Source organism: Streptomyces sp. PTL18 (assembly GCF_059510295.1).
In genome coordinates this window covers 174,512-197,286 of record NZ_JCAJZO010000006.1, presented here as the reverse complement: position 1 = coordinate 197,286, position 22,775 = coordinate 174,512, and the positions used below count along the sequence as shown (strand labels likewise).

Here is a 22,775-nt window from a genome sequence, read left to right as displayed (position 1 = left end):
GACCGTGCTCTGTTGATGCGCGACTTCACTTGACCGCGCGTGGCCCTACCCTCGAGCAGAACTCGGGTATTCCTGGAGCCGGTCGCGGGCATGTCGTCCTCGCCGACCGCGCAACCTCGAGGAGGGGCACGTGTTGAAGCCCGTGAATCAGGCGGACGTCGTCATCGTGGGGGCCGGAGTGGCGGGCCTCGCTGCGGCCCACCGGTTGACCAGCGCAGGAGTGAGTACCACCGTCCTGGAGGCCGCCCACGGGGTGGGCGGCCGGATGTCGACCGAGAAGGTCGACGGCTTCCGGCTCGACCGCGTGGGACAGCTCCTGTCCACGTCGTATCCAGAACTGGGCCTGACCCCCGGGCTCGACGCGCTCATCCTGCGCCCCTTCGCACCGCGCGTCCTGGTGCACAGCGGGGGCCGCCACCGGCGTGCGGGCGCTCTCCCGGTGGCAGGGGGCGCACGGGGAGCGCTCAACGCCGTGCGAGCTCTCACCGGCGCGCCCCGTTCGGGGAGCGGAACGGCCGGCGTACGGCCGCCCGTCCGGCCGAGGGCGGCAGGATCCCCCGCCCCGCTCGGCGGTGCCGTCGACCAGGCGCGGCTCAACGCGGTACTGGCCCGGATGGCCGCGACCCCCGTGGAACGGCTGCTGGCGCGACCCGAGTTGCCCGCCGAGCGTGCGCTCGCGGCCCGTGGAATACCCGCCCGTACGGTCGAGGCCTTTCTGCGCCCGCTGCTCGCCGCGCTGTTGTGCGACCCGGAGCTGAGCATGTCGAGCCGTGCCGCGGACCTCGCGCTGCACACCTTCGCGACCGGCCGCCTGTGCATGCCGGAGGGCGGCGCGGAGGTGCTGCCCGAACTGCTGGCACAGGCGCTTCCGCCGGGCACGGTGCACACGGGCGTGCGCGCCGTCTCCATCTCCACCACCTCGGTCGCCACCGCGGAACACGGTGAATTCCGCTGCCGCGCCGTGCTGCTGGCCACCGACGCGCATGCCGCCGCCGAGTTGCTGCCCGGGCTGCGCGTGCCCGACTTCCACCCGGTCACCGTCGTCCACCACACCATGGACGAGCCCCCGCCGACCGGTGCGTCGCTGCTGCTCGACGCGGACCGCGACGGCCCGGTGGCCCACACGGCGGTGGTCAGCCTGGTGGACCCGTCCCGGGCGCCCGTGGGCCGGCCCCTGGTCTCCTCCACGGTTCTCGGCGCGCCCCCGCAGGACGTCGACGCCGCCGTGCGGGCCCATCTGTGCCGCCTGTACGGCACCTCGACGACGCGCTGGGAGACGCTCGCCGTGCACCACACCGCGCGGGCCGTCCCGGCCATGCGTCCGCCGTACGACGTACGCCGGCCGGTGCGGCTGCTGGCCGGCCTGTACGTGTGCGGCGACCACCGGGACACGGGCACGGTGCAGGGGGCCCTGCACTCGGGCCACCGGGCGGCCTCCGCGGTCCTGGCGGATCTGGGCACGGGCCCGACCGAGCTGGCGGACCCGCTGCCGCGGGCGGCCTGAGGGGAGCCGTGAGGGCCTGGGGTCAGTGCAGGGCGGCGACCTTGTCGCGGTAGCCGCGCACGGACGCGGCGTCCCGGTACGGCTCCAGGCGGCGCTCGAAGTCCCGTACGTACTCGGTCGCCCGCACCGACCGCATCTCCGCGGCCTGCGCCGCGGCCTCGGCCGCGAGCTGGCACGCCTGGTCCAGCTCGCCGAGGCCGAGCCGGGCCGTGGCGAGCACGACCCGGCAGAACAGCCGGCTGCGGGCGTAGCCGGGCGCCCGCAGCTGCAGCGAGCGCTCGGCGTGCTGGACGGCGGCCCGGTACTGCTGCAGGTCCCGGTGGCAGTGCCCGAACTCGTCGGCGAGCTGCGCCTCGTCGAAGAACCGTGCCCAGTACGGGACTTCGTCGCCGGGGCGGGCCGACTCCAGGGCCCGCTCGGCCCGTACGAGGGACGACGTGCAGGCGCGGACCTCGCCGAGCACGCCGTGCCCGCGCGCCTCCACGGCGTGCAGCAGCGCCTGCAGGACGGGGGGCGCCGAGGTACCGACACCCTGTTGCGCCACGCGCGCGAGCTGCACCGCCTCGCGGCCGTGGCCGAGGTAGACGGCCTGGCGGCTCATCGTGACCAGCACATAGGCCCCGTACATCCGGTCCCCGGCCGCCTGGGCGAGACGGAGTGCCTGGACGAAGTAGCGCTGAGCGAGCCCGTGCGCGCCGATGTCGTACGACGTCCAGCCCGCCAGCCGGGTCAGGTCGGCGGCCGCCGCGAACAGACGGCGGCCCGTCTGCTCGCCGTAGACGCCGCGGAGCATCGGCTCGGCCTCGTGTTCGAGGTAGCGCACGAGCGCCTGGCGGGCGTGGCCGCCGCCGTAGGCGTGGTCGAGGGCGCGGAACAGTTCGCCGACCGAGCGCAGGGCGGCGATGTCGCCGCCGGTGACCTTCTGGCCGGGGCCGCGCTCGGAGTGGCCGCGCTGCCGGGGCACGACGGGGCGGCCCTGGGCGGGAACGCGGGGGGCGCCCTCTCCCCGGGCGACCTTGTCGTCGGGGCGCCCGATCAGCCAGTCGCGGCTGGGAACGACGAGCCCGGCCGGCGTGAACGCGATCTTCCGCAGCTCGGCGTGACTGCCGGAGTCCTTGCGCCACAGGCCGCTGACGATGTCCACGGCCTCCTCCGGGGTGGCGGCGAACTCCAGGCCCGCGTACACCGGGGCGCAGGCGTCGAGCCCCAGGTCCTGAGCGGTGAGCCGGCGCCCGAGGCGGCGGGTGAACACCTCGGCGATCAGCGCCGGGGTCGTGCCGCGCGGCTGCTGCCCGCGCAGCCAGCGCGTCACGGACGTCTTGTCGTATCTCAGATCAAGCCCGTGTTCGAGGCCCAGCTGGTCGACGCGACGGGCGAGACCTGCGTTGGAGAACCCCGCTTCTGCGATGAGCGCGGCGAGCTGTCGGTTGGGGGTGCGCTGCGCGGGTCGTTCCGTCATCTGCGGTGCGGTCTCCTGCCTGCCCTGAATCGTCTGTGAACAGCACTTATGGCCTGGTGGACGGCGTGAATGTAGCGGAGAGTGAGCATCCGATCGCACTCTTTCGCATCCATTCATCCGATCGTGTGAGGATTGCTCGGTCGGGCTGGCGCAGCCCGGGCGACACCTTCACCCCCGGCCGGACGTACAGTGGCGTGGGCGCGTTTCGCGCCTTACGAGGCTTCTAGGGAGGCGCTTGCCGTGAGTGAGTTGCGGTTCGTCCGTATGGGGTTCGGGGCCGAAGCCGTCGACTACCAGGAGGCGTGGGACGAGCAGCGCCGGGTGCACGCCGCCCGCTTCGCGGACGAGATCCCGGACACCTGCCTGCTCCTGGAGCACCCGCCGGTCTACACGGCGGGCCGGCGCACGGCGCCCGAGGAGCGGCCCCTGGACGGCACACCGGTCATCGACGTGGACCGCGGCGGCAAGATCACCTGGCATGGCCCCGGTCAGCTCGTGGGCTACCCGATCCAGAAGCTCCCGCGCCCGGTGGACGTGGTGGCCCACGTACGGCGCCTGGAGGAGGCCCTGATCCGCACGTGTGCGGAGTTCGGCCTGGAGACGACGCGGGTGGAGGGCCGCAGCGGCGTCTGGGTCCTCGGGGACCCGGTCGACCGGCGTCCGCCCCTGGGCGGTCTTTCCCTGGACTTCGACCCGCGCCTGCACGACGAGGAGTTCGACCCTCGGCTGAACGGGCCGGAGTACGCGCCGTCCAACGCGGGGCAGCGGCGGGAGGACCGCAAGATCGCGGCGATCGGCATCCGCGTCGCCAAGGGCGTCACGATGCACGGCTTCGCGCTGAACGTGAACCCCGACAACGCGTGGTTCGACAGGATCATCCCGTGCGGGATCCGGGACGCGGGTGTCACGTCCCTGGCGAACGAGCTGGGCGGGGACGTGACGATCGGGGAGGTGCTGCCGGTGGTGGAGCGGCACCTGCGGGATGTGCTGGAGAGCGCCGAGCCCAGGCCGCGGGAGGTCGAGCGGGCGTCGGCGTGAGCCACGCCGAGGAGGTGCCGAGGGGTTGTCCCGCCGCCACCCCCGCCCCCCGTCCCGTTCCTGGGGCCCGCCGCCCTCGCCGGGGCCGAGGGGACGAGGGGGCGACAACACGGACGGGTGCACCCGGCAGGGGAATGCACCCCCGTCACCCGAGGTTGGCCTCGACGCGGGGGCCCACATACACGGGCGTACCCTGGTGTACGCCGAAGAATCGAAGCTACAGGGAGCCGACGTGTCCGCAGTCGCACCCGACGGACGCAAGATGCTGCGCCTGGAGGTCCGCAACAGCCAGACCCCCATCGAGCGCAAGCCCGAGTGGATCAAGACCCGGGCGAAAATGGGCCCCGAGTACACGAAGATGCAGAACCTCGTCAAGAGCGAGGGGCTGCACACGGTCTGCCAGGAAGCCGGCTGCCCGAACATCTACGAGTGCTGGGAGGACCGCGAGGCCACCTTCCTCATCGGCGGCGACCAGTGCACCCGCCGCTGCGACTTCTGCCAGATCGACACCGGCAGGCCCGAGGCGCTCGACCGCGACGAACCCCGCCGCGTCGGGGAGTCCGTGGTGACCATGGATCTCAACTACGCCACCATCACCGGCGTCGCCCGCGACGACCTGGAGGACGGCGGCGCCTGGCTCTACGCCGAGACCGTACGGCAGATCCACCGGCAGACGGCGGACCGCGAGGGCGGCCGGACCAAGGTCGAACTCCTCGCCCCCGACTTCAACGCGATCCCCGAACAGCTCGAGGAGGTCTTCTCCTCCCGCCCCGAGGTCTTCGCCCACAACATCGAGACCGTCCCGCGGATCTTCAAGCGCATCCGCCCCGGCTTCCGCTACGAGCGCTCCCTCAAGGTCATCACCGCCGCCCGTGACTACGGTCTGGTGACGAAGTCGAATCTGATCCTCGGCATGGGCGAGACCCGCGAGGAGGTCAGCGAGGCCCTGCGCCATCTGCACGAGGCGGGCTGCGAGCTGGTCACCATCACCCAGTATCTGCGCCCGAGCGTGCGCCACCACCCGGTCGAGCGCTGGGTCAAGCCGCACGAGTTCGTGGAACTGAAGGACGAGGCCGAGCAGATCGGCTTCTCCGGTGTCATGTCCGGCCCGCTCGTACGCTCCTCCTACCGCGCCGGGCGGCTCTACCAGATGGCCGTCGAGCAGCGCCGCTCGGCTCCGCGCCGGGGCGGCGCCCATGTCGCCGCGCAGGCCGTCTGAACCGGCCGTTACCCCGGTTCTGGCACTCCGTGCCAGTTTCCGTGTGTGAATCCGCACACAAGCGGCTACCTCCCGGTAGTGGCCTGTTGACGCGGTTCCGACCGTCCCCGCAGCTAGCGGGCACCGTCGGGGCCGCGTCCGGCTTTCGGCGCTGCGCAGCGAGGCTTCATTGGCGTTTGACCGGTCGGTCACGTGCTGGTAACACCGAACAGTGAGCCTGTTTGTACTCCACGTAACGCCAGGCCACCCGCCGCCGACCCGAGGGGGAACACCGCCATGCAGGCCGCACCCGTACGTGCCAACGCGATCCCGTCGTTCACCGATGCACTCCGTGCCATCGAGTCACTGCTCATGAGCGGCGGTCAGCGGACCGCCCGACGCAACGCCTGGACCTCCGTCCTGGAGGACCGCCGCCGCGCCAAGGACCGGGTCGAGGCCGAACGCGTCCTCGAGGCCGCGACCTCCCGCTCGTAGCAGCCGGTCCCGGTCAGCCCAGTCCGTCCCAGTCAGTCGCGCGCACGTCCCGGTCACGGCCGCGACGCGAACCGCTGACAGCAGTCCCGCGCCCCTCCCCGGCGCACCGGAGCGTCCCCACCGCTCCCCCACACCTCCGGCCGCTCCGGCCCGGCACCGCCGTCGTAGCCGCTTCCCGGGCCACGTAGACTTCGTGGCATGGCGAGGAAGGAACCTGCAGCGGACGCTGCGAACGCCGGGCGACTGAAGCAGATCGCCCTGACCTACAAGATGACCCGCAAGGCCGATCCGAAGATCGGTCTTGTACTCGCGGCTGTCGGAATCGTCACCCTCGGTGTCTTCCTCGCGATCGGTTTCTTGATCGGCCACCCCCTCTATCTCGGCATTCTGGGCCTCCTGCTCGCCTTCCTCGCGATGGCGATCGTCTTCGGACGCCGGGCCGAGCGTGCCGCCTTCGGCCAGATGGAGGGCCAGCCGGGCGCGGCGGCAGCGGTCCTGGACAACATCGGCCGCGGCTGGACCACCACCCCGGCGGTCGCGATGAACCGCAGCCAGGACGTGGTGCACCGCGCGGTCGGCAAGGCCGGCATCGTCCTGGTCGCCGAGGGCAACCCGAACCGGGTCAGGAGCCTGCTCGCCGCCGAGAAGAAGAAGATGGCGCGCATCGTCGCGGACGTACCGGTGCACGACATCGTCGTGGGCAAGGGTGAGGGCCAGGTCGAGCTGAAGAAGCTGCGCACGACGATGCTGAAGTTCCCGCGGGTGCTCACCGGTCCCCAGGTGACCGCCACGAACGACCGTCTGCGGGCCCTCGGCGACCTGATGAGCAACATGCCGCTGCCGAAGGGACCCCTGCCGAAGGGGATGCGGATGCCGCGAGGTGGCCCCAAGGGCCGTTGAGCCGGCAACCAGCCGAGATCGCGTCGATCGGCCGTCCCGTCCGGGACGGCCGATCGCGTTTCTCTCAGTTCCTGACCTCGACCGTCCCCGCCATCCGGTCGTGCAGCCCCCTGCCGTCCCGGTCCCAGACCAGGGGCGGAATGGCCAGGCACAGCAGGAACGTGCGGAGGACCGCGCGCAGCGGGGACACCCGGCCCGTGGCCAGGGTCACCACCCGCAGTCCGAAGAGGCGCTTGCCGGGGGTGCAGCCGATCGTGCCGACCGTGAGGACGCCGAGCACGAAGAAGACCAGCAGCGCCCAGTTGCTCGTCGCGGGGTCGTAGCCGTGGGTGATCAGACCGTAGGCGATCAAGACGCACAGGCCCCAGTCGACGGCGAGAGCGCCCAGACGCCGGCCGGGGCGGGCGACGGAGCCCGGCCCGTGCTCCGGCAGACCGAGTCGCTCTCCGCGGTATCCGAAGTCCGCCCCGGCGTCTTCCATGGCCGCGCGGGGACCGGAGAGCCACGATCCGATTGCTTGCCTGTTGTCCACCCGTCCACGGTATCGCTCCCGATTCGGCGACCCGGGAGGCGGGTCACGCAGGCGCGAGCTGGTTAACCTGGGAGAAACAAATGGGTCACGCCTGAGAAACCGCCCGTCCCTATGGTCGGCTGCAGCGTGTGCCACCGCACTGGCCGCACGAACGAACTACCACCCCGGCACGGACGGTCGGGAGTAGGAGGAGCTGGATGTTCCAGAACGCCGACGAGGCCAAGAAGTTCATCGCGGACGAGGACGTCAAGTTCATCGACGTCCGCTTCTGCGACCTGCCGGGCGTGATGCAGCACTTCACGGTGCCGGTCGAGGCGTTCGACCCGGACGACGAGCTCGCCTTCGACGGATCCTCGATCCGTGGCTTCCAGGCCATTCACGAGTCCGACATGGCGCTGCGCGCCGACCTGTCGACCGCACGCGTCGACCCGTTCCGCCGGGACAAGACGCTCAACATCAACTTCTTCATCCACGACCCGATCACGGGCGAGCAGTACTCCCGTGACCCGCGGAACGTGGCGAAGAAGGCCGAGGCCTACCTCGCCTCCACCGGGATCGCCGACACGGCGTACTTCGGTCCCGAGGCCGAGTTCTACGTCTTCGACAGCGTCCGCTTCGCCACCAGCGCGAACGAGTCGTTCTACCACATCGACTCCGAGGCCGGAGCCTGGAACACCGGTGCGCTGGAGGACAACCGCGGTTACAAGGTCCGCTACAAGGGCGGCTACTTCCCGGTCCCGCCGGTCGACCACTTCGCCGACCTGCGCGCGGAGATCTCCCTGGAGCTGGAGAAGGCCGGTCTGAAGGTCGAGCGGCAGCACCACGAGGTGGGCACCGCCGGCCAGGCCGAGATCAACTACAAGTTCAACACGCTGCTCGCCGCCGCGGACGACCTGCAGCTGTTCAAGTACATCGTGAAGAACGTCGCCTGGCGCAACGGCAAGACGGCGACCTTCATGCCGAAGCCGATCTTCGGTGACAACGGCTCGGGCATGCACGTGCACCAGTCCCTGTGGAGCAACGGCGACCCGCTGTTCTACGACGAGGCCGGTTACGCGGGCCTGTCGGACACCGCCCGCTACTACATCGGCGGCATCCTCAAGCACGCCCCGTCGCTGCTGGCCTTCACCAACCCGACGGTGAACTCGTACCACCGTCTGGTGCCGGGCTTCGAGGCCCCGGTGAACCTGGTGTACTCGCAGCGCAACCGCTCCGCCGCGATGCGTATCCCGATCACGGGCTCCAACCCGAAGGCCAAGCGCGTCGAGTTCCGCGCGCCCGACTCCTCCGGCAACCCGTACCTGGCCTTCTCGGCCCTGCTCCTCGCGGGCCTGGACGGCATCAAGAACAAGATCGAGCCGGCCGAGCCGATCGACAAGGACCTGTACGAGCTGGCTCCCGAGGAGCACGCGAACGTCCCGCAGGTCCCGACCTCGCTCTCGGGCGTCCTCGACTCGCTGGAGGCCGACCACGAGTTCCTCCTCCAGGGCGACGTCTTCACGTCGGACCTGATCGAGACGTGGATCGACTTCAAGCGCACGAACGAGATCGCCCCGCTCCAGCTGCGTCCGCACCCGCACGAGTTCGAGCTCTACTTCGACGTGTGAGCCGGCCGCTGCCTCAGCACTGACACGGAGCCCCGTCTCCGCCCCCGGGCGGAGACGGGGCTCCGGCGCGTGCGCCGCTGTCCTTTGCCCGGGCCCACCGGGATCCACAGCGACTCTTTGCCTGCCGTGGGGCGGTTCGGAACCGGTTCATGGGGCGGGTTGGGCGCACAATGGGGGTGGGACGAGTGCCTTACTGCGGGGTACTGCGGGGTGATGCACGATGCGGAGCCGGTTCCAGAGTGATCGGCGGCTGACCGTCCGGATGACGGTCACGCTGTTCCTGCTCGGATTGCTGTACGTGGCGTTCGTCGCCGCGTTGATCGCGTTGCTGAAGTCCTGGGTGCTGGTCGTCGTGATCGCGGCCGCCGCGCTGGGCGCGCAGTACTGGTTCTCGGACCGGATCGCGCTGTACGCCATGCACGGGCGGATCGTGGAGCGCGAGGAGTATCCGCAGCTGCACGGTGTGGTGGACCGGCTGTGTGCCGTGGCCGACATGCCGAAGCCGCTCGTCGCCGTCTCCGACCTGGACATGCCGAACGCGTTCGCGACCGGCCGCAACGCCGACCACGCCGTGCTGTGCGTGACCACCGGGCTGCTGAGGCGGCTGGAGCCCGACGAGCTGGAGGGCGTGCTCGCGCACGAGCTGTCGCACGTGGCGCACAAGGACGTCGCGGTGATCACGGTGGCGTCGTTCCTCGGGGTGATCGCCGGGCTGGTGGTCCGGTTCGCCTTCTACTCGGAGCTCTTCGGCGGTCGCGGCCGCAAGGACCAGAACACGATCGCCGTCTTCGGCGCCGTCATGGGGATCTCGGCACTGGTCTACGCGATCAGCTTCCTGCTGATCAGGGCCCTGTCCCGGTACCGGGAGCTGGCCGCCGACCGCGCCGCCGCGCACCTGACGGGGCGGCCCTCGGCGCTGGCGTCCGCGCTGACCAAGGTCTCCGGGGACATCGCCCGCATCCCGACGAAGGACCTGCGGACGGCGCAGGCGTTCAACGCCTTCTACTTCACCCCCGCCTTCGGTGCCGAGCCCGGCATCGCCCGCCTGTTCTCCACCCACCCGACCCTGGAGCAGCGGCTCGAGCAGCTCGCCCGTATCTCCGCGGAGCTGGGCGAGGCGGCGGCGCCGGGAAAGGCGGGCTGAGCGTCGATGGGGCTCCTGGACATCCTGCTCGGCCGCACGAAGCCGGTGGCACCAGACCTCGACCAGCTGTTCGCCCTGCCATCGGCGGCGATCACGCTGGAGGCCGCCGCCGGGTTCACCCCGACGGGGACCGGCGCGGTCTGCTTCGCCACGGTGGAGGGAGGTGCCTTCACCGAGACCAACCGCGAGGTGCAGGCGCTCCTCGACGCCGACACCGAGCGCACCGGACCACCCGTCGAGCTGCAACGGGACGACTACGGCTACTCGTGGCTGGTCTCGCGCCGCAGCCCCGGCCAGCTGTCCTCCCTCGTCAACGACCTGCACGCGGTGAACAGCGCGATGGAGGTCAACGGCTTCGGCCCGCAGCTGCTGTGCTCGGTGGCCGGCTTCCAGGACGAGCGCGGGCGTCGGCTGGGACTGGTCTACCTGTACAAGCGCGGCACCTTCTATCCGTTCGCGCCGCTCACCGGGCAGGGCGAGCGGCGCGACAACGCGCTGGAACTGCAGGTCAAGGCGGCCCTGGCCGACGATCTGCGGATCGAGCAGGACCTCGGCCGGTGGTTCCCGATCTGGGGAGCACCCGGCCTGTGACACCTGCTCCTGCCCGCTCCTCCTCCTACGTGCCGCGTTCCTGACGCCGGGCCGCCGAGGGGCGCTCGCGGCGGTAGCGGCGCTCCCACTTGGCGTGCTGGTCACGGCGCGCGCGGTACTCCTGGTAGGTGGCCGCCGAGGCCGGGGCTCCCGGCGTGCCCGCGGAGGACGAGCCGCGACCGTGGCGCGCGTAGAGGAAGACCACCGCTGTGGCGACGAGCCACCAGATGTGGTTGCCGAATCCGAAGACGACGAGGACGGCGGTTCCGGCAAGGATGATGGTGCCCATGACGCCCTCCTTCGCTTGAGTGAGTGGTTGTGCCACGAGGGTTCGACGGGGTGCCGGGGATCCGTGACCGCCGTCGATGTGTGTCCAGCGTAGGGAGGCGGTCACGCAAGGTGCATCTGCTTTTCGACCGGGGGGAGAGGGCGCGGGCGGTCCAGGGCGGTACATCGGGACTGTGGCGCGTCCTGGGACGGGGAGCAACTGGGCCGGGAGGCGTACGGGGCGATCGCGGCGGAGGCGGCCCGGCTGGGGGCGCGGCCGGCCGGCACCCGGGTGACGCCACGTTTCCGGACACCGCTGGAGAAGGAGCTGTCCCGGTAAGGCCGAAGGCCGATCGGGGTTCTGGGGGGAGCCCCCGGTCGAGGGGCACGACAACGCCGGGCGCCCGAGAACGAGAGGGCGCCCGGCGCCACGCTCAACGGCTGTACCGCATCAGCGCCCGCACCATGTGGCACGTCGTGTCCGACGGCGGCCGTATCCCGATCCGGTCCGCGGTGCTCCGTATCGTCTCGTTGTGCGCCTGGTTCGGGACGTACACCCCGGAGTCGAGCAGGGCGATCGCGAGGCGCATGGCCTTCAGGCGCCGGTTGTGGGTGACGTACCACTCGCGCGGCCGCCCCGGCGGGAGCGGTCGCTTGGCCGTCGGTGCGTACGGCAGGTCCAGCGGGACCGGCCGCCGCGCCGTCGACTGAGTGGGCTTCGGCTTGGTTGCGGCAGCGGGCACGGGCATCCTCCTGTCGCGGTCGGGGAGCCACCGGACACCCCGGCACCTCCCTCGAACACTGCTTCTATTTTACTGCCGCCCACTGACAAAAGCCCCTGGCCACAGGGTATTTGCGCCAGGACGTGACACCGGTGAGAAGCGGTGTGTCGACTACCGTGTGCGGCATGGAGATCTGGATCAACCCGGCCTGCTCGAAGTGCCGCAGCGCCCTCACCCTGCTGGATGCCGAGGGCGCCGACTACACCGTGCGCCGCTATCTGGAGGACGTGCCGACCGAGGACGAGATCCGCGAGGTCCTCGACCGGCTGAAGCTCGAACCCTGGGACATCACGCGCACCCAGGAGGCCGACGCCAAGGAACTCGGCATGAAGGACTGGCCGAAGGACGCCGCGTCCCGCGGCCGATGGGTGCGTGCGCTCGCCGAGCACCCCCGGTTGATCCAGCGGCCGATCATCACCGCCGACGACGGTACGGCCCTGGTCGGGCGCACGGAGGAGGCCGTGCGGGACGCGCTGTCCCGCTGACGCGCCTTGCCTGTGACCTACGTTACTTCGGTGAATCCTGTAAACCGCTGAGTAACTCCGTTCGGTATCTCGTACATAGCGGCGTACCCATCGCGTCCGGTCGCCGGTGACGGCGGCCGGGGACAGGAGGCGCGCATGTCGCGTAGGAGAACTCTCAGTCCCAAGAAGAAGATGGCGCTGGCGGTCACCGCCCTCGCCGTGGCCGGCAGTGGGGCCTTCGCCCTCGCCGCCACCTCGAACGCGGCGAACGTGCAGAACGCGTCGACCTCGACGGTCTGTCAGGGCCTGGCCACCGCGCTCGGCAACAACGAGTCGTTCATCGCCGCGCAGAAGGCCAACCCGGACGCCCAGTCGGCGGCGCGGATCGCCAACCGCGAGGCGGTCGTCGCCGAGATCAAGCGGAAGCAGGAGGCGTCCGGCTGCCAGGTCGGGGAGTCGATCCAGGCGGGCGGCGGCTCGGGATCGGCGCAGGCCGGCGGTGCGGCGCAGGCCGGGGGGTCGGCTCAGGACCCCCAGGCCTCGCAGGCCGCCACCACCGCGCCCGCCACGACCGCGCCCGCGAACAACACGGGAGGCGCCGGCGCCGCTGCCTCGGGCCGACAGGTCTGCAAGGGCTCCACGGTGACGCTCTCCGGTGAGGGCGGCGCCCCGGCCGCGTCCAGCAACCAGTTCCCGGCGGGGACGACCCTGAAGGTCACCAACCTGGACAACAACAAGTCCACGACGGTGAAGGTGACCTCCGTCTCCGGCAGCTGTGTGCTCCTCAACAACGCCGCCTTCGAACAGGTCCGGGAACCGGGCAAGTTCCTGATCCGCCGGGCCCTGATCGAGAAGGTGGGGTGAGGCAGGCGCCTCCAGGAACTCCAGGAGGCGGCACTCACGTGGCACGGTCCTGCTGTTCGCGGCCACGAGCAGCAGGACCGGCACGCGGGCCGAGCGCTGCGCGGCGGCGCTCGGACGCGGGCCCGTGACCGGTCCGAAGAGGGCCGGCCGTCGTCTCCTGGGGCGCGCCGCTCCGCGTGGAGCGGCGTCCGAGGCCGGCCACCGCACGGGGGGCGGTAGCCGGCCTCACGCATACCCAGCCGCGCTCGCCGACGGCGCCCGGCACAGGAGCCCCCGGTTACACGGGGTTCACATCGGAGCAATGGTCGAGAAATCGCCTGTTGACAAGCTGCCGGGCATCACCCGGCGCCCCACTGCCGCAGCGCCGCGCACCCGCACGACCTCTGCGACTGCGCTGTCGACCAGGCAGTCGAGACCACCCCCGAAGGATGTGGCCCATGGCCTTCAAGGCTGAGTACATCTGGATCGACGGCACCGAGCCGACTGCCAAGCTCCGTTCCAAGACGAAGATCCTGGCCGACGACGCCAAGGGCGAAGAGCTTCCGATCTGGGGCTTCGACGGGTCCTCCACCAACCAGGCCGAGGGCCACTCCTCGGACTGCGTGCTCAAGCCGGTCTTCTCCTGTCCCGACCCGATCCGCGGCGGCGACGACGTCCTGGTGCTGTGCGAGGTCCTCGACACGGACATGACCCCGCACCCGTCCAACACCCGTGCCGCGCTCGCCGAGGTGGCCGAGAAGTTCGCCGCCCAGGAGCCGGTCTTCGGTATCGAGCAGGAGTACACCTTCTTCGACGGCCCGCGTCCGCTCGGCTTCCCGGAGGGCGGCTTCCCGGCCCCGCAGGGCGGCTACTACTGCGGCGTCGGCGCCGACGAGATCTTCGGCCGTGAGATCGTCGAGGCGCACCTGGACAACTGCCTGAAGGCGGGCCTCGGCATCTCCGGCATCAACGCCGAGGTCATGCCGGGCCAGTGGGAGTTCCAGGTCGGCCCGCTCTCGCCGCTGGAGGTCGCCGACCAGCTGTGGATGGCCCGCTGGCTGCTGTACCGCACCGCCGAGGACTTCGGCGTCTCCGCGACCCTCGACCCCAAGCCGGTCAAGGGCGACTGGAACGGCGCCGGTGCGCACACCAACTTCTCCACCAAGGCGATGCGCGAGGGCTACGACGCGATCATCACCGCCTGCGAGTCGCTCGGTGAGGGCTCCAAGCCGCTGGACCACGTCAAGCACTACGGTGTCGGCGTCGAGGACCGTCTGACCGGTCTGCACGAGACCGCGCCGTGGAACGAGTACTCGTACGGCGTCTCCAACCGCGGCGCCTCGGTCCGCATCCCGTGGCAGGTCGAGAAGGACGGCAAGGGCTACATCGAGGACCGCCGTCCGAACGCCAACGTCGACCCGTACCTGGTGACCCGCCTCATCGTCGACACCTGCTGCACGGCGCTGGAGAAGGCCGGCCAGGTCTGACCCGCGCACCCGTACGGCTCCCGAGGGGGCGTCCACCGCGAGGTGGGCGCCCCCTCGCGCGTCGGACGACCCACGCGGAGGGTGTGGTGCCGCGGCGGCCCGACCGGCCGCGGGTGGGTCCTGAGCCGGCGGTGGAGACGAAGGTGCCGGAAGCCGGAAGGGTGTACCTGACACCACCTCCTGAGGGTGCTTCGGACGAGTGCCCTCGGCGCGTGCCTCGGCAAGACTGACCGCATGAACACCAACACGAAAGACGGCGACGTCCGGGCACGCGCCCGTGAGGTGCTGCTCGCCGCCGTACGGGGGCTCGTGCTGGCCGTGGCGGTGCTGCCCTTCTCGGTGCTGTGCTTCGTCCTGGCTCTCGTCTCCATGGCGCTGATTCCGATCGGCGTCGGCGTCGTCACGACCCCGTGGGTCCTGACCGGTGTGCGGGCCCTCGCGGACACGCGCCGGGAGCTGGCGGCGCGGTGGTGCGGGCTGCGGATACGGTCGGCGTACCGGCCGATACCCGAGGACGCCAACCCCTGGGCGCGGACGTACGCGATGCTGCGCGACCCGGCGACCTGGCGGGATCTGCGGTGGCTGCAGGTCGACATGACGGCGGGCCTGCTGACCGCGCTGCTGCCGGCGGTGCTCCTCTTCTACCCGCTGGAGGGGTTCGCCGTCGCGGCGGGGCTGTGGCGGCCGTTCTCCGGGTACGGCGGCTACTGGTACGGCTTCGTGCACGTCACCGACCAGGCCTCGGCGCTCGGCGCCGGGGCCCTGGCCACCGCGCTGCTGGCCCTCACCCCGCTCGCCCCGCGTCTGCTGACCGCCCACTTCCGGCTCACCCGGGCCGTCCTCGGCGCGAGCCAGGGCGAGTTGGCCGAGCGCGTCCGGGTACTGACCGAGACCCGGCGCGACGCCGTGGACACCTCCGCCGCCGAACTGCGCCGGATCGAGCGGGACCTGCACGACGGGGCACAGGCCCGGCTGGTGGCCATGGGCATGGACCTCGGCACCATCGAGATGCTGATGGAACGGGACCCGGCCCGGGCCAAGGAGTTGCTCGCCCGCGCCCGCCGCAACTCGGCCGAGGCCCTGGAGGAACTGCGCGACCTGGTCCGGGGCATCCATCCGCCGGTGCTGGCCGAGCGCGGACTGGGCGACGCCGTGCGGGCGCTGGCGCTGCGGCTGCCCCTGCCCGCCGAGGTCACCGTGGAGCTGCCGGGCCGCGCGGACGCGCCGGTCGAGTCGGCCGCCTACTTCGCGGTCAGCGAGGTGCTCACCAACGCCGTCAAGCACTCCGGGGCCGACCGGATCCGGGTCGACGTGCACCACACGGACGGCACTCTGCGGATCACGGTGACCGACGACGGCGAGGGGGGCGCCGCGATCGAAGCGGGTTCGGGGCTCGCCGGGGTCGAGCGGCGGCTCGGTACATTCGACGGCGTCCTCGCCGTCAGCAGCCCCGCGGGCGGTCCCACCCGGGTGACCCTGGAGATCCCGTGCGCGTTGTCCTAGCCGAGGACCTCTTCCTGCTGCGCGACGGACTGGTGCGGCTGCTGGAGGCGTTCGGCTTCGAGATCGCCGCGGCCGTCGAGTCCGGCCCCGAGCTCGCCCGCGCGCTGGCCGAACTGACGCCCGACGTCGCCGTGGTGGACGTACGCCTGCCGCCGACACACACGGACGAGGGGCTGCAGTGCGCGCTGACGGCCCGCCGGAAGCGGCCCGGGCTGCCGGTGCTGGTCCTCTCGCAGCACGTGGAGCAGCTGTACGCACGGGAGTTGCTCGCCGACGGTCACGGCGGGGTGGGCTATCTGCTGAAGGACCGGGTGTTCGACGCGGAGCAGTTCGTGGACGCCGTACGACGGGTCGCGGCGGGCGGTACGGCGATGGACCCGCAGGTGATCCAGCAACTGCTGGCGCGGCACACGGCGGACGACCGTCCGCTCGGGCGGCTGACGCCGCGTGAGCGGGAGGTGCTGGAGCTGATGGCGCAGGGCCGTTCGAACGCGGCGATCGCCGACCGGCTCGTCGTCACCGAACGGGCGATCGCGAAACACACCTCCAACATCTTCTCGAAACTGGGCCTCGAGGTTTCCGACGACGACAATCGGCGGGTTCTCGCCGTGCTCGCCTATTTGGATCACGGCCGCTGAACGAAATTCAAGGATTTGAGACCTACCCTCTTCGACTGCCCCTGAAACAGGGGCTTCTGCACCTCTTGCACCCGAATTGCCCTCAGGAACTTCCAAGTTTTTCTCCGGCCTCTGAACACCCCACCGGCCTCCTGCGTATGGGAGAGCGCCGCTTCACCCCTGTCGGGCGCCTCCGCCCCGAAAGGAAGTCAGAGGAGTTCCATGGGACGCAACACGAGAAAACGCCGTACGCCGCTGGCCACCAAGGCCATAGCCGCCTCGGCTGCCCTAGCGCTCGGTGGGGGCGGGTTGCTCTGGGCCAACTACTTCGCCTCGGCACACGAGGCGAACAACCAGGCGTGGGGAGGGAACCAGACCAAGGCCGCCAGCGCCCAGGTGGCGACGATCTCCTGCCCGGACGTCGGCCAGAAGCTGACGAACGTGCCGACCGCGGCCCGCAACGGCGTGGCCGCGGAGCTCGCGAACCTCGACAAGCAGATCACCGAGGCCTACTCCCGGCTCGCCTCCACGCGCCAGGCCCAGGCGAACGACGCGAGCTTCGTGCAGAACGCGATCGTCGGTCCCCTCAAGGACAAGCGGACCGCCACGATCGACCGGATCAGGATCGACATCCAGCGCGTCGGTGGCAGGTTCGACAGCGCGCTGTCGCAGCTCGCCGCCTGTACGACGCAGACCGCCGACCAGACCACGGGCGGGGGTCAGCAGCAGAACGGCGGCGGCCAGCAGGGCAACGCCGGACAGCAGAACGGCGGCGGCCAGCAGAACGGCGGCGGCCAGCAGGGCAACGCCGGACAGAACATCGGCGGGCAGGCCGGCAACGGCCCGGTCGCGGCCGACTTCGTCGACATCACCAAGGTCGCCCCGAACGTCCAGGGCAGGCCGCGCCGGCTCAACAACGCCTCGACCGGCTCCTTCACCACCCGCTGCGGGGTGAACGCGAACAAGGTCCGCAACACCGACAACGTGATCGTGGCGCCGGGCGTGAACAACGGCGCGCACCACACGCACGACTATGTCGGCAACCAGAAGATCAACGCGTTCTCCAACAACAACAACTTCCTGCAGGGCGGTACCAGCTGCCAGAACAGGAACGACCTGTCGGCGTACTACTGGCCGGTGCTCCGCCTCCAGGACGGCACGCAGGAGGTCGATCAGAACCAGCTCGGCGGCGGCAAGGAAGGCAACGTCGGCAAGATCCTGACTCCCGTGACGGCCGAGATCAAATACGTGGGCAGTCCGGCGAGCAAGGTCGTGGCGATGCCGCAGTTCCTGCGCATCATCACCGGTGACGCCAAGACCACCACCAACGGTCTGGCGAACGCCAACGCGCACTGGAGCTGCACCGGCTTCGAGAACAAGGTGCAGCTGACGCAGCAGTACCCGATCTGCCCGCAAGGCAGCAAGGTGGTGCGTTCGTTCGCCTTCCAGAGCTGTTGGGACGGGCAGAACATCGACAGCGCCAACCACCGCACGCACGTGGCCTTCGCCGATCCCGCGAGCGGCGTCTGCCCGAACGGTTTCAAGGCCATCCCGCAGCTGACGATGCGCCTGGTCTACGACGTCCCCGCGCCGACCATCCAGAACGGGCAGGTGAAGAACGCCTTCGCGGTGGACGGGTTCCCGGAGCAGTTGCACAAGCCGGCGACCGACCACGACGACTTCATCAGCATCACGACCGGCGGCCTGGCGAACAAGATCGCCAACTGCATCAACTCCGGCCGGAGGTGCCAGTGACACCGGTGAGCCGGTGACCCACTGAAGAAGGCCGGTGGCGGGATATCCCGTCACCGGCCTTCTTGTGTGCCCCGGGGCCGTCTTCCGGACGGCAGGTCCTGGGCTCGGCTCAGCCGGCGTGGGAGTGGTGGTCGGTCCCCACCTCCACATCGCCGCCGAGCCTGCCACGCAGCGCCTTGACCACACCGCCGTCGCCGACGGCGACCCACTTGCGGCCCACGAGGTAGTAACCGCCGTAGTCCTTGGCATCGTTGATCCACTCGCGCTGGCCGCGGTCGGTGGCGAAGGTGGCGAGCACGAACCTGCCGTCGGAGTTGGTGCAGAGGGCCTGACGGATCTCGTCGGCGTCCGTCTGGATGTCCGGCTTGCAGTTCACATCCGCCGCCAGGTCCTCCAGGCTGCCGGTCGCGGCCGCCGGCACCTTGTCCTGGGCGACGCCGGACGATCCGCCCGATCCGCCGCAGCCGGTCAGCACCAGCAGGGCGACGACGCCGCCGGCCGCCAGCCTCTCGCGCGTCCACCTCATGTGTTCCTCCGGTCCTTCGGGCCGTGCCGCTGGGAGCCCTTCCGCGAGGGACCCCGCCTTCCCTACGGCTGCGGTGCGTCCGGTGCTCAACGGCGGCACATCTGTGCGACAGTGTGCCGCCGGTACTCGGAACGCGATGGGAGGGCGAGCGATGAGCGCACCGGACTGGGAGGAGCGTCTGGCGGCCGCCTGGGAGAGCTTCGACGACTGCGCCGAGGAGGACGCCGCGGACTTCCGGGCGGTGATCGACGCCCTGGTCGCCGAACTGCCCGGGGACAGCCCGCTCGGGCCGTTCGAACAGGCCTGCGCCTGGGACTCGACGGGCCACTCGGACCGGGCGGTGCCGCTGTACCGGGAGGCGCTGGCACGCGGCCTCGACGGCTACCGCGCCCGCCGGGCCAGGATCCAGCTGGCCAGTTCGCTCAGGAACACCGGGCAGCCGGAGGAGGGGGTCAAGCTGCTGGCACCGGAACTCGACGGCCCGTCGGACGAGTTGGACGACGCGGTACGTGCCTGCCTGGCCCTGTGCCTGTCGAGCCTGGGCCGCGACCGTGAGGGCCTCGCCCTGGTCCTCGGCGCACTCGCCCCCCACCTGCCGCGCTACCAGCGGTCGATGGCGAACTACGCGCGGCTGCTGGTCGAACCCGGGGGCTGAGCCACCCGGGCGTCGGCCGGCCGTGTGGCATCCGGAGGGGCCGCGGGGTGACCAAGCCCCGTCTCGCTCGTTCTGCCGGACGTGCAGTCACAGGATGTCGCCCCGCGCCCAGCTCCGGCCTCCGGACCGGTCGTCGACGTCGAGCAGGCCGAGGCCGCGCTCGTCGAGCACTACCCCCGGCTGGTCCGGCTCGCCTATCTGGTGCTGCCGCCGGGCCTGGGCCGCACCCGGCGGGTGCTGACCGCGCACGCCCTCGCCCAGCGGGCGCTGCCCCACGGCCGTGCCTCCACGTCGGTGATCCCGGCCCAGGCGACCGGCCGCGACGGCGACCCCGGGTACTCCTACGTCCGCCTCCGGGTGCTGCGCACGGCACTGGAGGCGGGAGCGCCGCTGCGGCGCGTCGCCTGGCCGAAGCGCTCCCAGCTGCCGCCGCTGCTGCCGCAGGTGTGGGGCCTGAAGCTCTTCCCGCGTTCGGGCGGTGCCGACGAACTCGCCCTGGACCAGCGGCTGTCGGCACTCTCCGCCCCGGCCCGCGCCGCCTGCGTCCTGCGCGCCATGGAGAAGCTCTCCGCGGACGAGGTGCGCAAGGTGCTGGCCGCGGCGGGCGTCACGGACCCGGCCATCGCGGTCCGGCAGGCCGCGAAGGTGCCCGTGCAGGACGGGCTGCTGGACTCCCCCGAGTTCGACCCGTGCTCGCTCCAGGCCCGGCCCACCGACCTGATGCGGCGTCGCCGGCACGCCAAGGCGGCGCTCGCCGCGGCGGCGGCCGTCGCGGTGTGCGGGGCGCTGTTCACGCTGCCCGGCGGCGGCTGGGGCGCGGACGGCGCGGCCGCCCCCTCGGAGGCGCAGAACCCGGCCGCCCGGGCGGCCCTGGACCCGGCCCGGGTGACGACGGTGCCACCGTCCGCCTGGAAGACCTCGGCGCGCACGGACTTCTCCGTGTGGCCCGCGCGCGGCGCCCTCATCCATGACCGGGCGCTGCTGCGGCGCGCGCTCGCGGCCTGGGCGCGGCCCGGTGGTTCGGTCCGGGTCTCGGCGACCCCGGGCACCCCCTCGGGCGGCCCGCCCGGACCTCCGCGACTGCTGTACGCGGGGCAGGTCGACTCCGCGCGCGTGGTGGTCTTCTACGACGGTCTGCGCATCGTGCGCTACGCCGAACCGAAGGACGGCTCCGAGGTGGCCGCACTCGACTTCGCCCGGGTCGACGGGGCGAGCGGAGCGGAGGCGGAGGCGGTGGTCCTCGACCGGGCCGACACCAACGTCCGCTACCTGACGGCCCCCTGGGTGACCGGAGCCGCCGAGCGGGACCTCCGCAAGCCGACGGCGGGAGCGATGAACCTCGGCCTGACCGGCGGGGTGACCGCACCGCTCGCCAGTCCCGCGCAGCAGTCCGGCCCCTGCCCGTCGTGGAACGTGCTGCAGCTGACCGGCGGGTCGGGCACGCACCTGCTGACCGACCTCGGGGAGCTGGTGCCGGCGCACCTGACCGTGGGGCGGCCGGGCGCGTCGCAGGAGGCGTCCGGGGCGACGGCGCTGCGCGCGTGGGCGCCCTTCGCCTGCTCGCTGGCGGTGGTGCGGTCGCAGGGCGTGAAGTCCGTGAACGCCTGGGAGTACGCCCGGCAGGCGCTGCCGGACGCCTCGGGGGACGCGGGCTGGATGTGCACGCGGGCGGACACCTGGCGGGGTGACGGGGCCCGGGCGCAGGCGCAGTTCCACACGCCGGGCGGCGTCTACGGAGCGGTCGCGGCACAGGCCGAGGACGTTCCGGCGTGCGGTGCGAAGGATCCCCATGTGCTGGCCGGTGTGCTGTGGAAGTCGGCGAAGGGCGACTGGTATCTGCTGGCCGCCGGTGCCGACGGCACCAAGTCGATCAGGGCGACGGGCGGGGTGGACGGCTCGGCGAACGGAAAGCTGCTCACCGTGCGCGCGAAGCAGGGAGCCCAGGCGCGGTTGAAGGGGACGCTGAAGGACGGAAGGACGATCACCGGGTTGCGGTGACACGGCACGGGGCTCGCGCGCCGCGCCTGCTCGTGAGAGACCTGTGATTGAGATGTGAACAATCACTCCCGTTCGGAGCCCTGCGCGGCTGGATTCGATCGGTAAGGTGTTCGCATGACAACCGGGGTACGTCGCAGACTGGGAGTCGAGGAGCGGCGGCAGCAGTTGATCGGCGTCGCGCTCGAACTGTTCAGCCGGCGCTCCCCCGACGAGGTGTCCATCGACGAGATAGCGTCGGCCGCGGGCATCTCGCGGCCGCTGGTCTACCACTACTTTCCCGGCAAACTCAGCCTGTACGAGGCCGCGTTGACGCGCGCCTCCGAGGATCTGGCGGCCCGCTTCGTGGAACCGCAGGAGGGACCGCTGGGTGCCCGGCTGCTGCGGGTGATGCGCCGGTTCTTCGACTTCGTGGACGACCACGGCCCCGGTTTCTCCGCGCTGATGCGCGGCGGCCCGGCCGTCGGCTCCTCCCGTACCAACGCGCTCGTCGACGCGGTGCGGCAGGCCGCCTATGTCCAGATCCTTGCGCACCTGCAGGTGCCGAACCCGCCCGCCCGCCTCGAGTTGGTGATCCGCTCGTGGATCTCGCTCGTCGAGTCCACCGCACTGATCTGGCTCGACGGCCGGCGGATCCCGCGCCGGGAGCTGGAGGCCCAGCTCGTGCGCGACCTGGCGGCGCTGACGGCGGTGAGCGCCGCCTACGACGACGAGATGCGCGTGCTGCTGCGCCGTATGCTCGGTGACGAGCCGGCCGACGGGCCGTTCGGCGATCTGGTCGCCCGGCTGGTCACCCTGGCGCCCTGAGGGGCCGTCAGCTCTCGGACTTCCGGTACGAGGCGTCCAGGTCCCGCACCTCGGCGGACGCGTGCAGTGCGAGGCCTCCGGCGGGCTTCACGTACTCCCGCAGCAGTTCCAGCGCCGCCTCGGCGAGCTTCGCCTTGGTCTCGTCGGTGCGCCCGGCGAGCAGCCCGATGGTGACGTACACGATCGCGTGCCCCTCGGTGTCGGCTCCGACCGTGGTGTCCTCGGTGCGGCGGAACCGCGTCTTGCACGCCTCGATCCGCGCGGCCGCGATATCGACCACCCGGTCGTGCAGCGCCAGCGCGAACGCACGCCGGTCGAAGGCGTCCTGGAGCGGTGTGGAGTAGTCGACGGTGATCTGCGGCATGGGCACTCCTGTTCTGCGGCGGACGCCCTCACCCTAGGCCCTGCCGTCACAGCGCCTCCGCGCCGGTGCGCATCCGGGCCCCGCGCACCGCGGCCCGTACGACCGCCTGGATCTCCTCGGGTGCGGCGGGCACCGGCAGACAGGCCTCACCGCCGCAGTCCAGCCCCCGGCAGCGGACTCCGGGGCCGGCCGAGGCGGCCGAGAAGTGCACGACGGGCAGGGCGGCGGTGGGCGGTGACGAC

The 22,775-nt window shown here is 71.4% G+C and carries 23 protein-coding genes and 2 pseudogenes; 18 read left to right on the top strand and 7 right to left on the bottom strand.

Annotation, left to right across the window (positions count from 1 at the left end; all coding sequences use genetic code 11):
* Positions 1-130: 130 nt before the first annotated feature.
* The gene (locus tag AC5WS8_RS14070) at positions 131-1,504 is read left to right on the top strand and encodes an NAD(P)/FAD-dependent oxidoreductase (protein ID WP_496103698.1); all 1,374 of its coding nucleotides are present in this window, start codon (positions 131-133) and stop codon (positions 1,502-1,504) included.
* A gap of 22 nt (positions 1,505-1,526) precedes the next feature.
* On the opposite strand, the gene AC5WS8_RS14065 is transcribed toward AC5WS8_RS14070, so the two are convergent.
* Positions 1,527-2,963: an NsdA family TPR-like regulatory protein gene (locus AC5WS8_RS14065; RefSeq protein ID WP_496103697.1), complete on the bottom strand. Its 1,437-nt coding sequence runs from the start codon at positions 2,961-2,963 to the stop codon at positions 1,527-1,529.
* Between the two features lie 240 nt (positions 2,964-3,203).
* On the opposite strand from AC5WS8_RS14065, the gene lipB reads away from it, so the two are divergent.
* The 4 genes from lipB to AC5WS8_RS14045 all read left to right on the top strand — a co-directional run bounded on the left by lipB (position 3,204) and on the right by AC5WS8_RS14045 (position 6,594).
* Positions 3,204-4,001, top strand: a complete 798-nt coding sequence (gene lipB / locus AC5WS8_RS14060) for a lipoyl(octanoyl) transferase LipB (protein WP_496103696.1) — start codon at positions 3,204-3,206, stop codon at positions 3,999-4,001.
* Between the two features lie 232 nt (positions 4,002-4,233).
* A complete protein-coding gene (gene lipA / locus AC5WS8_RS14055) occupies positions 4,234-5,220 on the top strand; it encodes a lipoyl synthase (protein WP_496103695.1) in 987 nt (328 codons plus the stop codon).
* A 276-nt stretch (positions 5,221-5,496) separates the two neighbouring features.
* Positions 5,497-5,694, top strand: a complete 198-nt coding sequence (locus AC5WS8_RS14050) for an SCO2195 family GlnR-regulated protein (RefSeq protein ID WP_496103694.1) — start codon at positions 5,497-5,499, stop codon at positions 5,692-5,694.
* A gap of 198 nt (positions 5,695-5,892) precedes the next feature.
* On the top strand, positions 5,893-6,594 hold the full coding sequence (locus tag AC5WS8_RS14045; RefSeq protein WP_496103693.1) for a DUF4191 domain-containing protein: 702 nt from the start codon (positions 5,893-5,895) through the stop codon (positions 6,592-6,594).
* A 64-nt stretch (positions 6,595-6,658) separates the two neighbouring features.
* On the opposite strand, the gene AC5WS8_RS14040 is transcribed toward AC5WS8_RS14045, so the two are convergent.
* Positions 6,659-7,126, bottom strand: a complete 468-nt coding sequence (locus tag AC5WS8_RS14040; RefSeq protein WP_496103692.1) for an RDD family protein — start codon at positions 7,124-7,126, stop codon at positions 6,659-6,661.
* Between the two features lie 197 nt (positions 7,127-7,323).
* Here AC5WS8_RS14040 and glnA point away from each other — a divergent pair, with 197 nt between their 5' ends.
* The 3 genes from glnA (at position 7,324) to pspAB (ending at position 10,468) form a co-directional block, all read left to right on the top strand.
* Positions 7,324-8,733, top strand: a complete 1,410-nt coding sequence (glnA, locus tag AC5WS8_RS14035; protein WP_496103691.1) for a type I glutamate--ammonia ligase — start codon at positions 7,324-7,326, stop codon at positions 8,731-8,733.
* 220 nt (positions 8,734-8,953) lie between these two features.
* Positions 8,954-9,877, top strand: a complete 924-nt coding sequence (htpX, locus tag AC5WS8_RS14030; RefSeq protein WP_496103690.1) for a zinc metalloprotease HtpX — start codon at positions 8,954-8,956, stop codon at positions 9,875-9,877.
* Between the two features lie 6 nt (positions 9,878-9,883).
* Positions 9,884-10,468 carry a PspA-associated protein PspAB gene (gene pspAB, locus AC5WS8_RS14025; protein ID WP_496103689.1) on the top strand — a complete coding sequence of 195 codons (585 nt, stop codon included), beginning with the start codon at positions 9,884-9,886 and terminating at the stop codon, positions 10,466-10,468.
* A 25-nt stretch (positions 10,469-10,493) separates the two neighbouring features.
* Here the strand turns inward: pspAB and AC5WS8_RS14020 are convergent, their stop codons facing one another.
* Positions 10,494-10,757, bottom strand: a complete 264-nt coding sequence (locus tag AC5WS8_RS14020) for a hypothetical protein (protein WP_496103688.1) — start codon at positions 10,755-10,757, stop codon at positions 10,494-10,496.
* Between the two features lie 186 nt (positions 10,758-10,943).
* On the opposite strand from AC5WS8_RS14020, the pseudogene AC5WS8_RS14015 reads away from it, so the two are divergent.
* Positions 10,944-11,075, top strand: a pseudogene (locus AC5WS8_RS14015) (winged helix DNA-binding domain-containing protein); the annotation flags it as partial.
* Between the two features lie 94 nt (positions 11,076-11,169).
* On the opposite strand, the gene AC5WS8_RS14010 reads toward AC5WS8_RS14015, so the two are convergent.
* Positions 11,170-11,478 carry a hypothetical protein gene (locus AC5WS8_RS14010; protein ID WP_496103687.1) on the bottom strand — a complete coding sequence of 103 codons (309 nt, stop codon included), beginning with the start codon at positions 11,476-11,478 and terminating at the stop codon, positions 11,170-11,172.
* Between the two features lie 164 nt (positions 11,479-11,642).
* Here AC5WS8_RS14010 and AC5WS8_RS14005 point away from each other — a divergent pair, with 164 nt between their 5' ends.
* From AC5WS8_RS14005 to AC5WS8_RS13980, 6 genes are all read left to right on the top strand, one after another.
* On the top strand, positions 11,643-12,002 hold the full coding sequence (locus tag AC5WS8_RS14005; RefSeq protein WP_496103686.1) for an arsenate reductase family protein: 360 nt from the start codon (positions 11,643-11,645) through the stop codon (positions 12,000-12,002).
* A gap of 135 nt (positions 12,003-12,137) precedes the next feature.
* Positions 12,138-12,845, top strand: coding sequence for an SCO2207 family protein (locus tag AC5WS8_RS14000; protein ID WP_496103685.1), 708 nt, complete (start codon positions 12,138-12,140; stop codon positions 12,843-12,845).
* 437 nt (positions 12,846-13,282) lie between these two features.
* Positions 13,283-14,311 (top strand): glutamine synthetase, encoded by a 1,029-nt coding sequence (gene glnII / locus AC5WS8_RS13995; protein ID WP_496103684.1) that lies wholly within the window; start codon positions 13,283-13,285, stop codon positions 14,309-14,311.
* A 234-nt stretch (positions 14,312-14,545) separates the two neighbouring features.
* Complete coding sequence (locus tag AC5WS8_RS13990; RefSeq protein WP_496103683.1) at positions 14,546-15,814, top strand: sensor histidine kinase; 1,269 nt, start codon at positions 14,546-14,548, stop codon at positions 15,812-15,814.
* Positions 15,799-16,452: a LuxR C-terminal-related transcriptional regulator gene (locus AC5WS8_RS13985; RefSeq protein ID WP_496103682.1), complete on the top strand. Its 654-nt coding sequence runs from the start codon at positions 15,799-15,801 to the stop codon at positions 16,450-16,452. The genes AC5WS8_RS13990 and AC5WS8_RS13985 overlap by 16 nt, the downstream gene beginning before the upstream one ends.
* A 201-nt stretch (positions 16,453-16,653) precedes the next feature.
* The gene (locus AC5WS8_RS13980) at positions 16,654-18,186 is read left to right on the top strand and encodes a DUF1996 domain-containing protein (RefSeq protein ID WP_496103681.1); all 1,533 of its coding nucleotides are present in this window, start codon (positions 16,654-16,656) and stop codon (positions 18,184-18,186) included.
* 109 nt (positions 18,187-18,295) lie between these two features.
* Here the strand turns inward: AC5WS8_RS13980 and AC5WS8_RS13975 are convergent, their stop codons facing one another.
* On the bottom strand, positions 18,296-18,712 hold the full coding sequence (locus AC5WS8_RS13975) for a hypothetical protein (RefSeq protein ID WP_496103680.1): 417 nt from the start codon (positions 18,710-18,712) through the stop codon (positions 18,296-18,298).
* A 151-nt stretch (positions 18,713-18,863) separates the two neighbouring features.
* Here AC5WS8_RS13975 and AC5WS8_RS13970 point away from each other — a divergent pair, with 151 nt between their 5' ends.
* From AC5WS8_RS13970 to AC5WS8_RS13960, 3 genes are all read left to right on the top strand, one after another.
* Complete coding sequence (locus tag AC5WS8_RS13970) at positions 18,864-19,367, top strand: tetratricopeptide repeat protein (protein ID WP_496103679.1); 504 nt, start codon at positions 18,864-18,866, stop codon at positions 19,365-19,367.
* 81 nt (positions 19,368-19,448) lie between these two features.
* Complete coding sequence (locus AC5WS8_RS13965) at positions 19,449-21,365, top strand: hypothetical protein (RefSeq protein ID WP_496103678.1); 1,917 nt, start codon at positions 19,449-19,451, stop codon at positions 21,363-21,365.
* Positions 21,366-21,479: 114 nt separating this feature from the next.
* Complete coding sequence (locus AC5WS8_RS13960) at positions 21,480-22,169, top strand: TetR/AcrR family transcriptional regulator (protein ID WP_496103677.1); 690 nt, start codon at positions 21,480-21,482, stop codon at positions 22,167-22,169.
* A 7-nt stretch (positions 22,170-22,176) separates the two neighbouring features.
* On the opposite strand, the gene AC5WS8_RS13955 is transcribed toward AC5WS8_RS13960, so the two are convergent.
* On the bottom strand, positions 22,177-22,533 hold the full coding sequence (locus AC5WS8_RS13955; RefSeq protein ID WP_496103676.1) for a 5-carboxymethyl-2-hydroxymuconate Delta-isomerase: 357 nt from the start codon (positions 22,531-22,533) through the stop codon (positions 22,177-22,179).
* Positions 22,534-22,582: 49 nt separating this feature from the next.
* A pseudogene (locus tag AC5WS8_RS13950) lies at positions 22,583-22,774 on the bottom strand (protein phosphatase); the annotation flags it as partial.
* Between the last annotated feature and the right edge of the window lies 1 nt (position 22,775).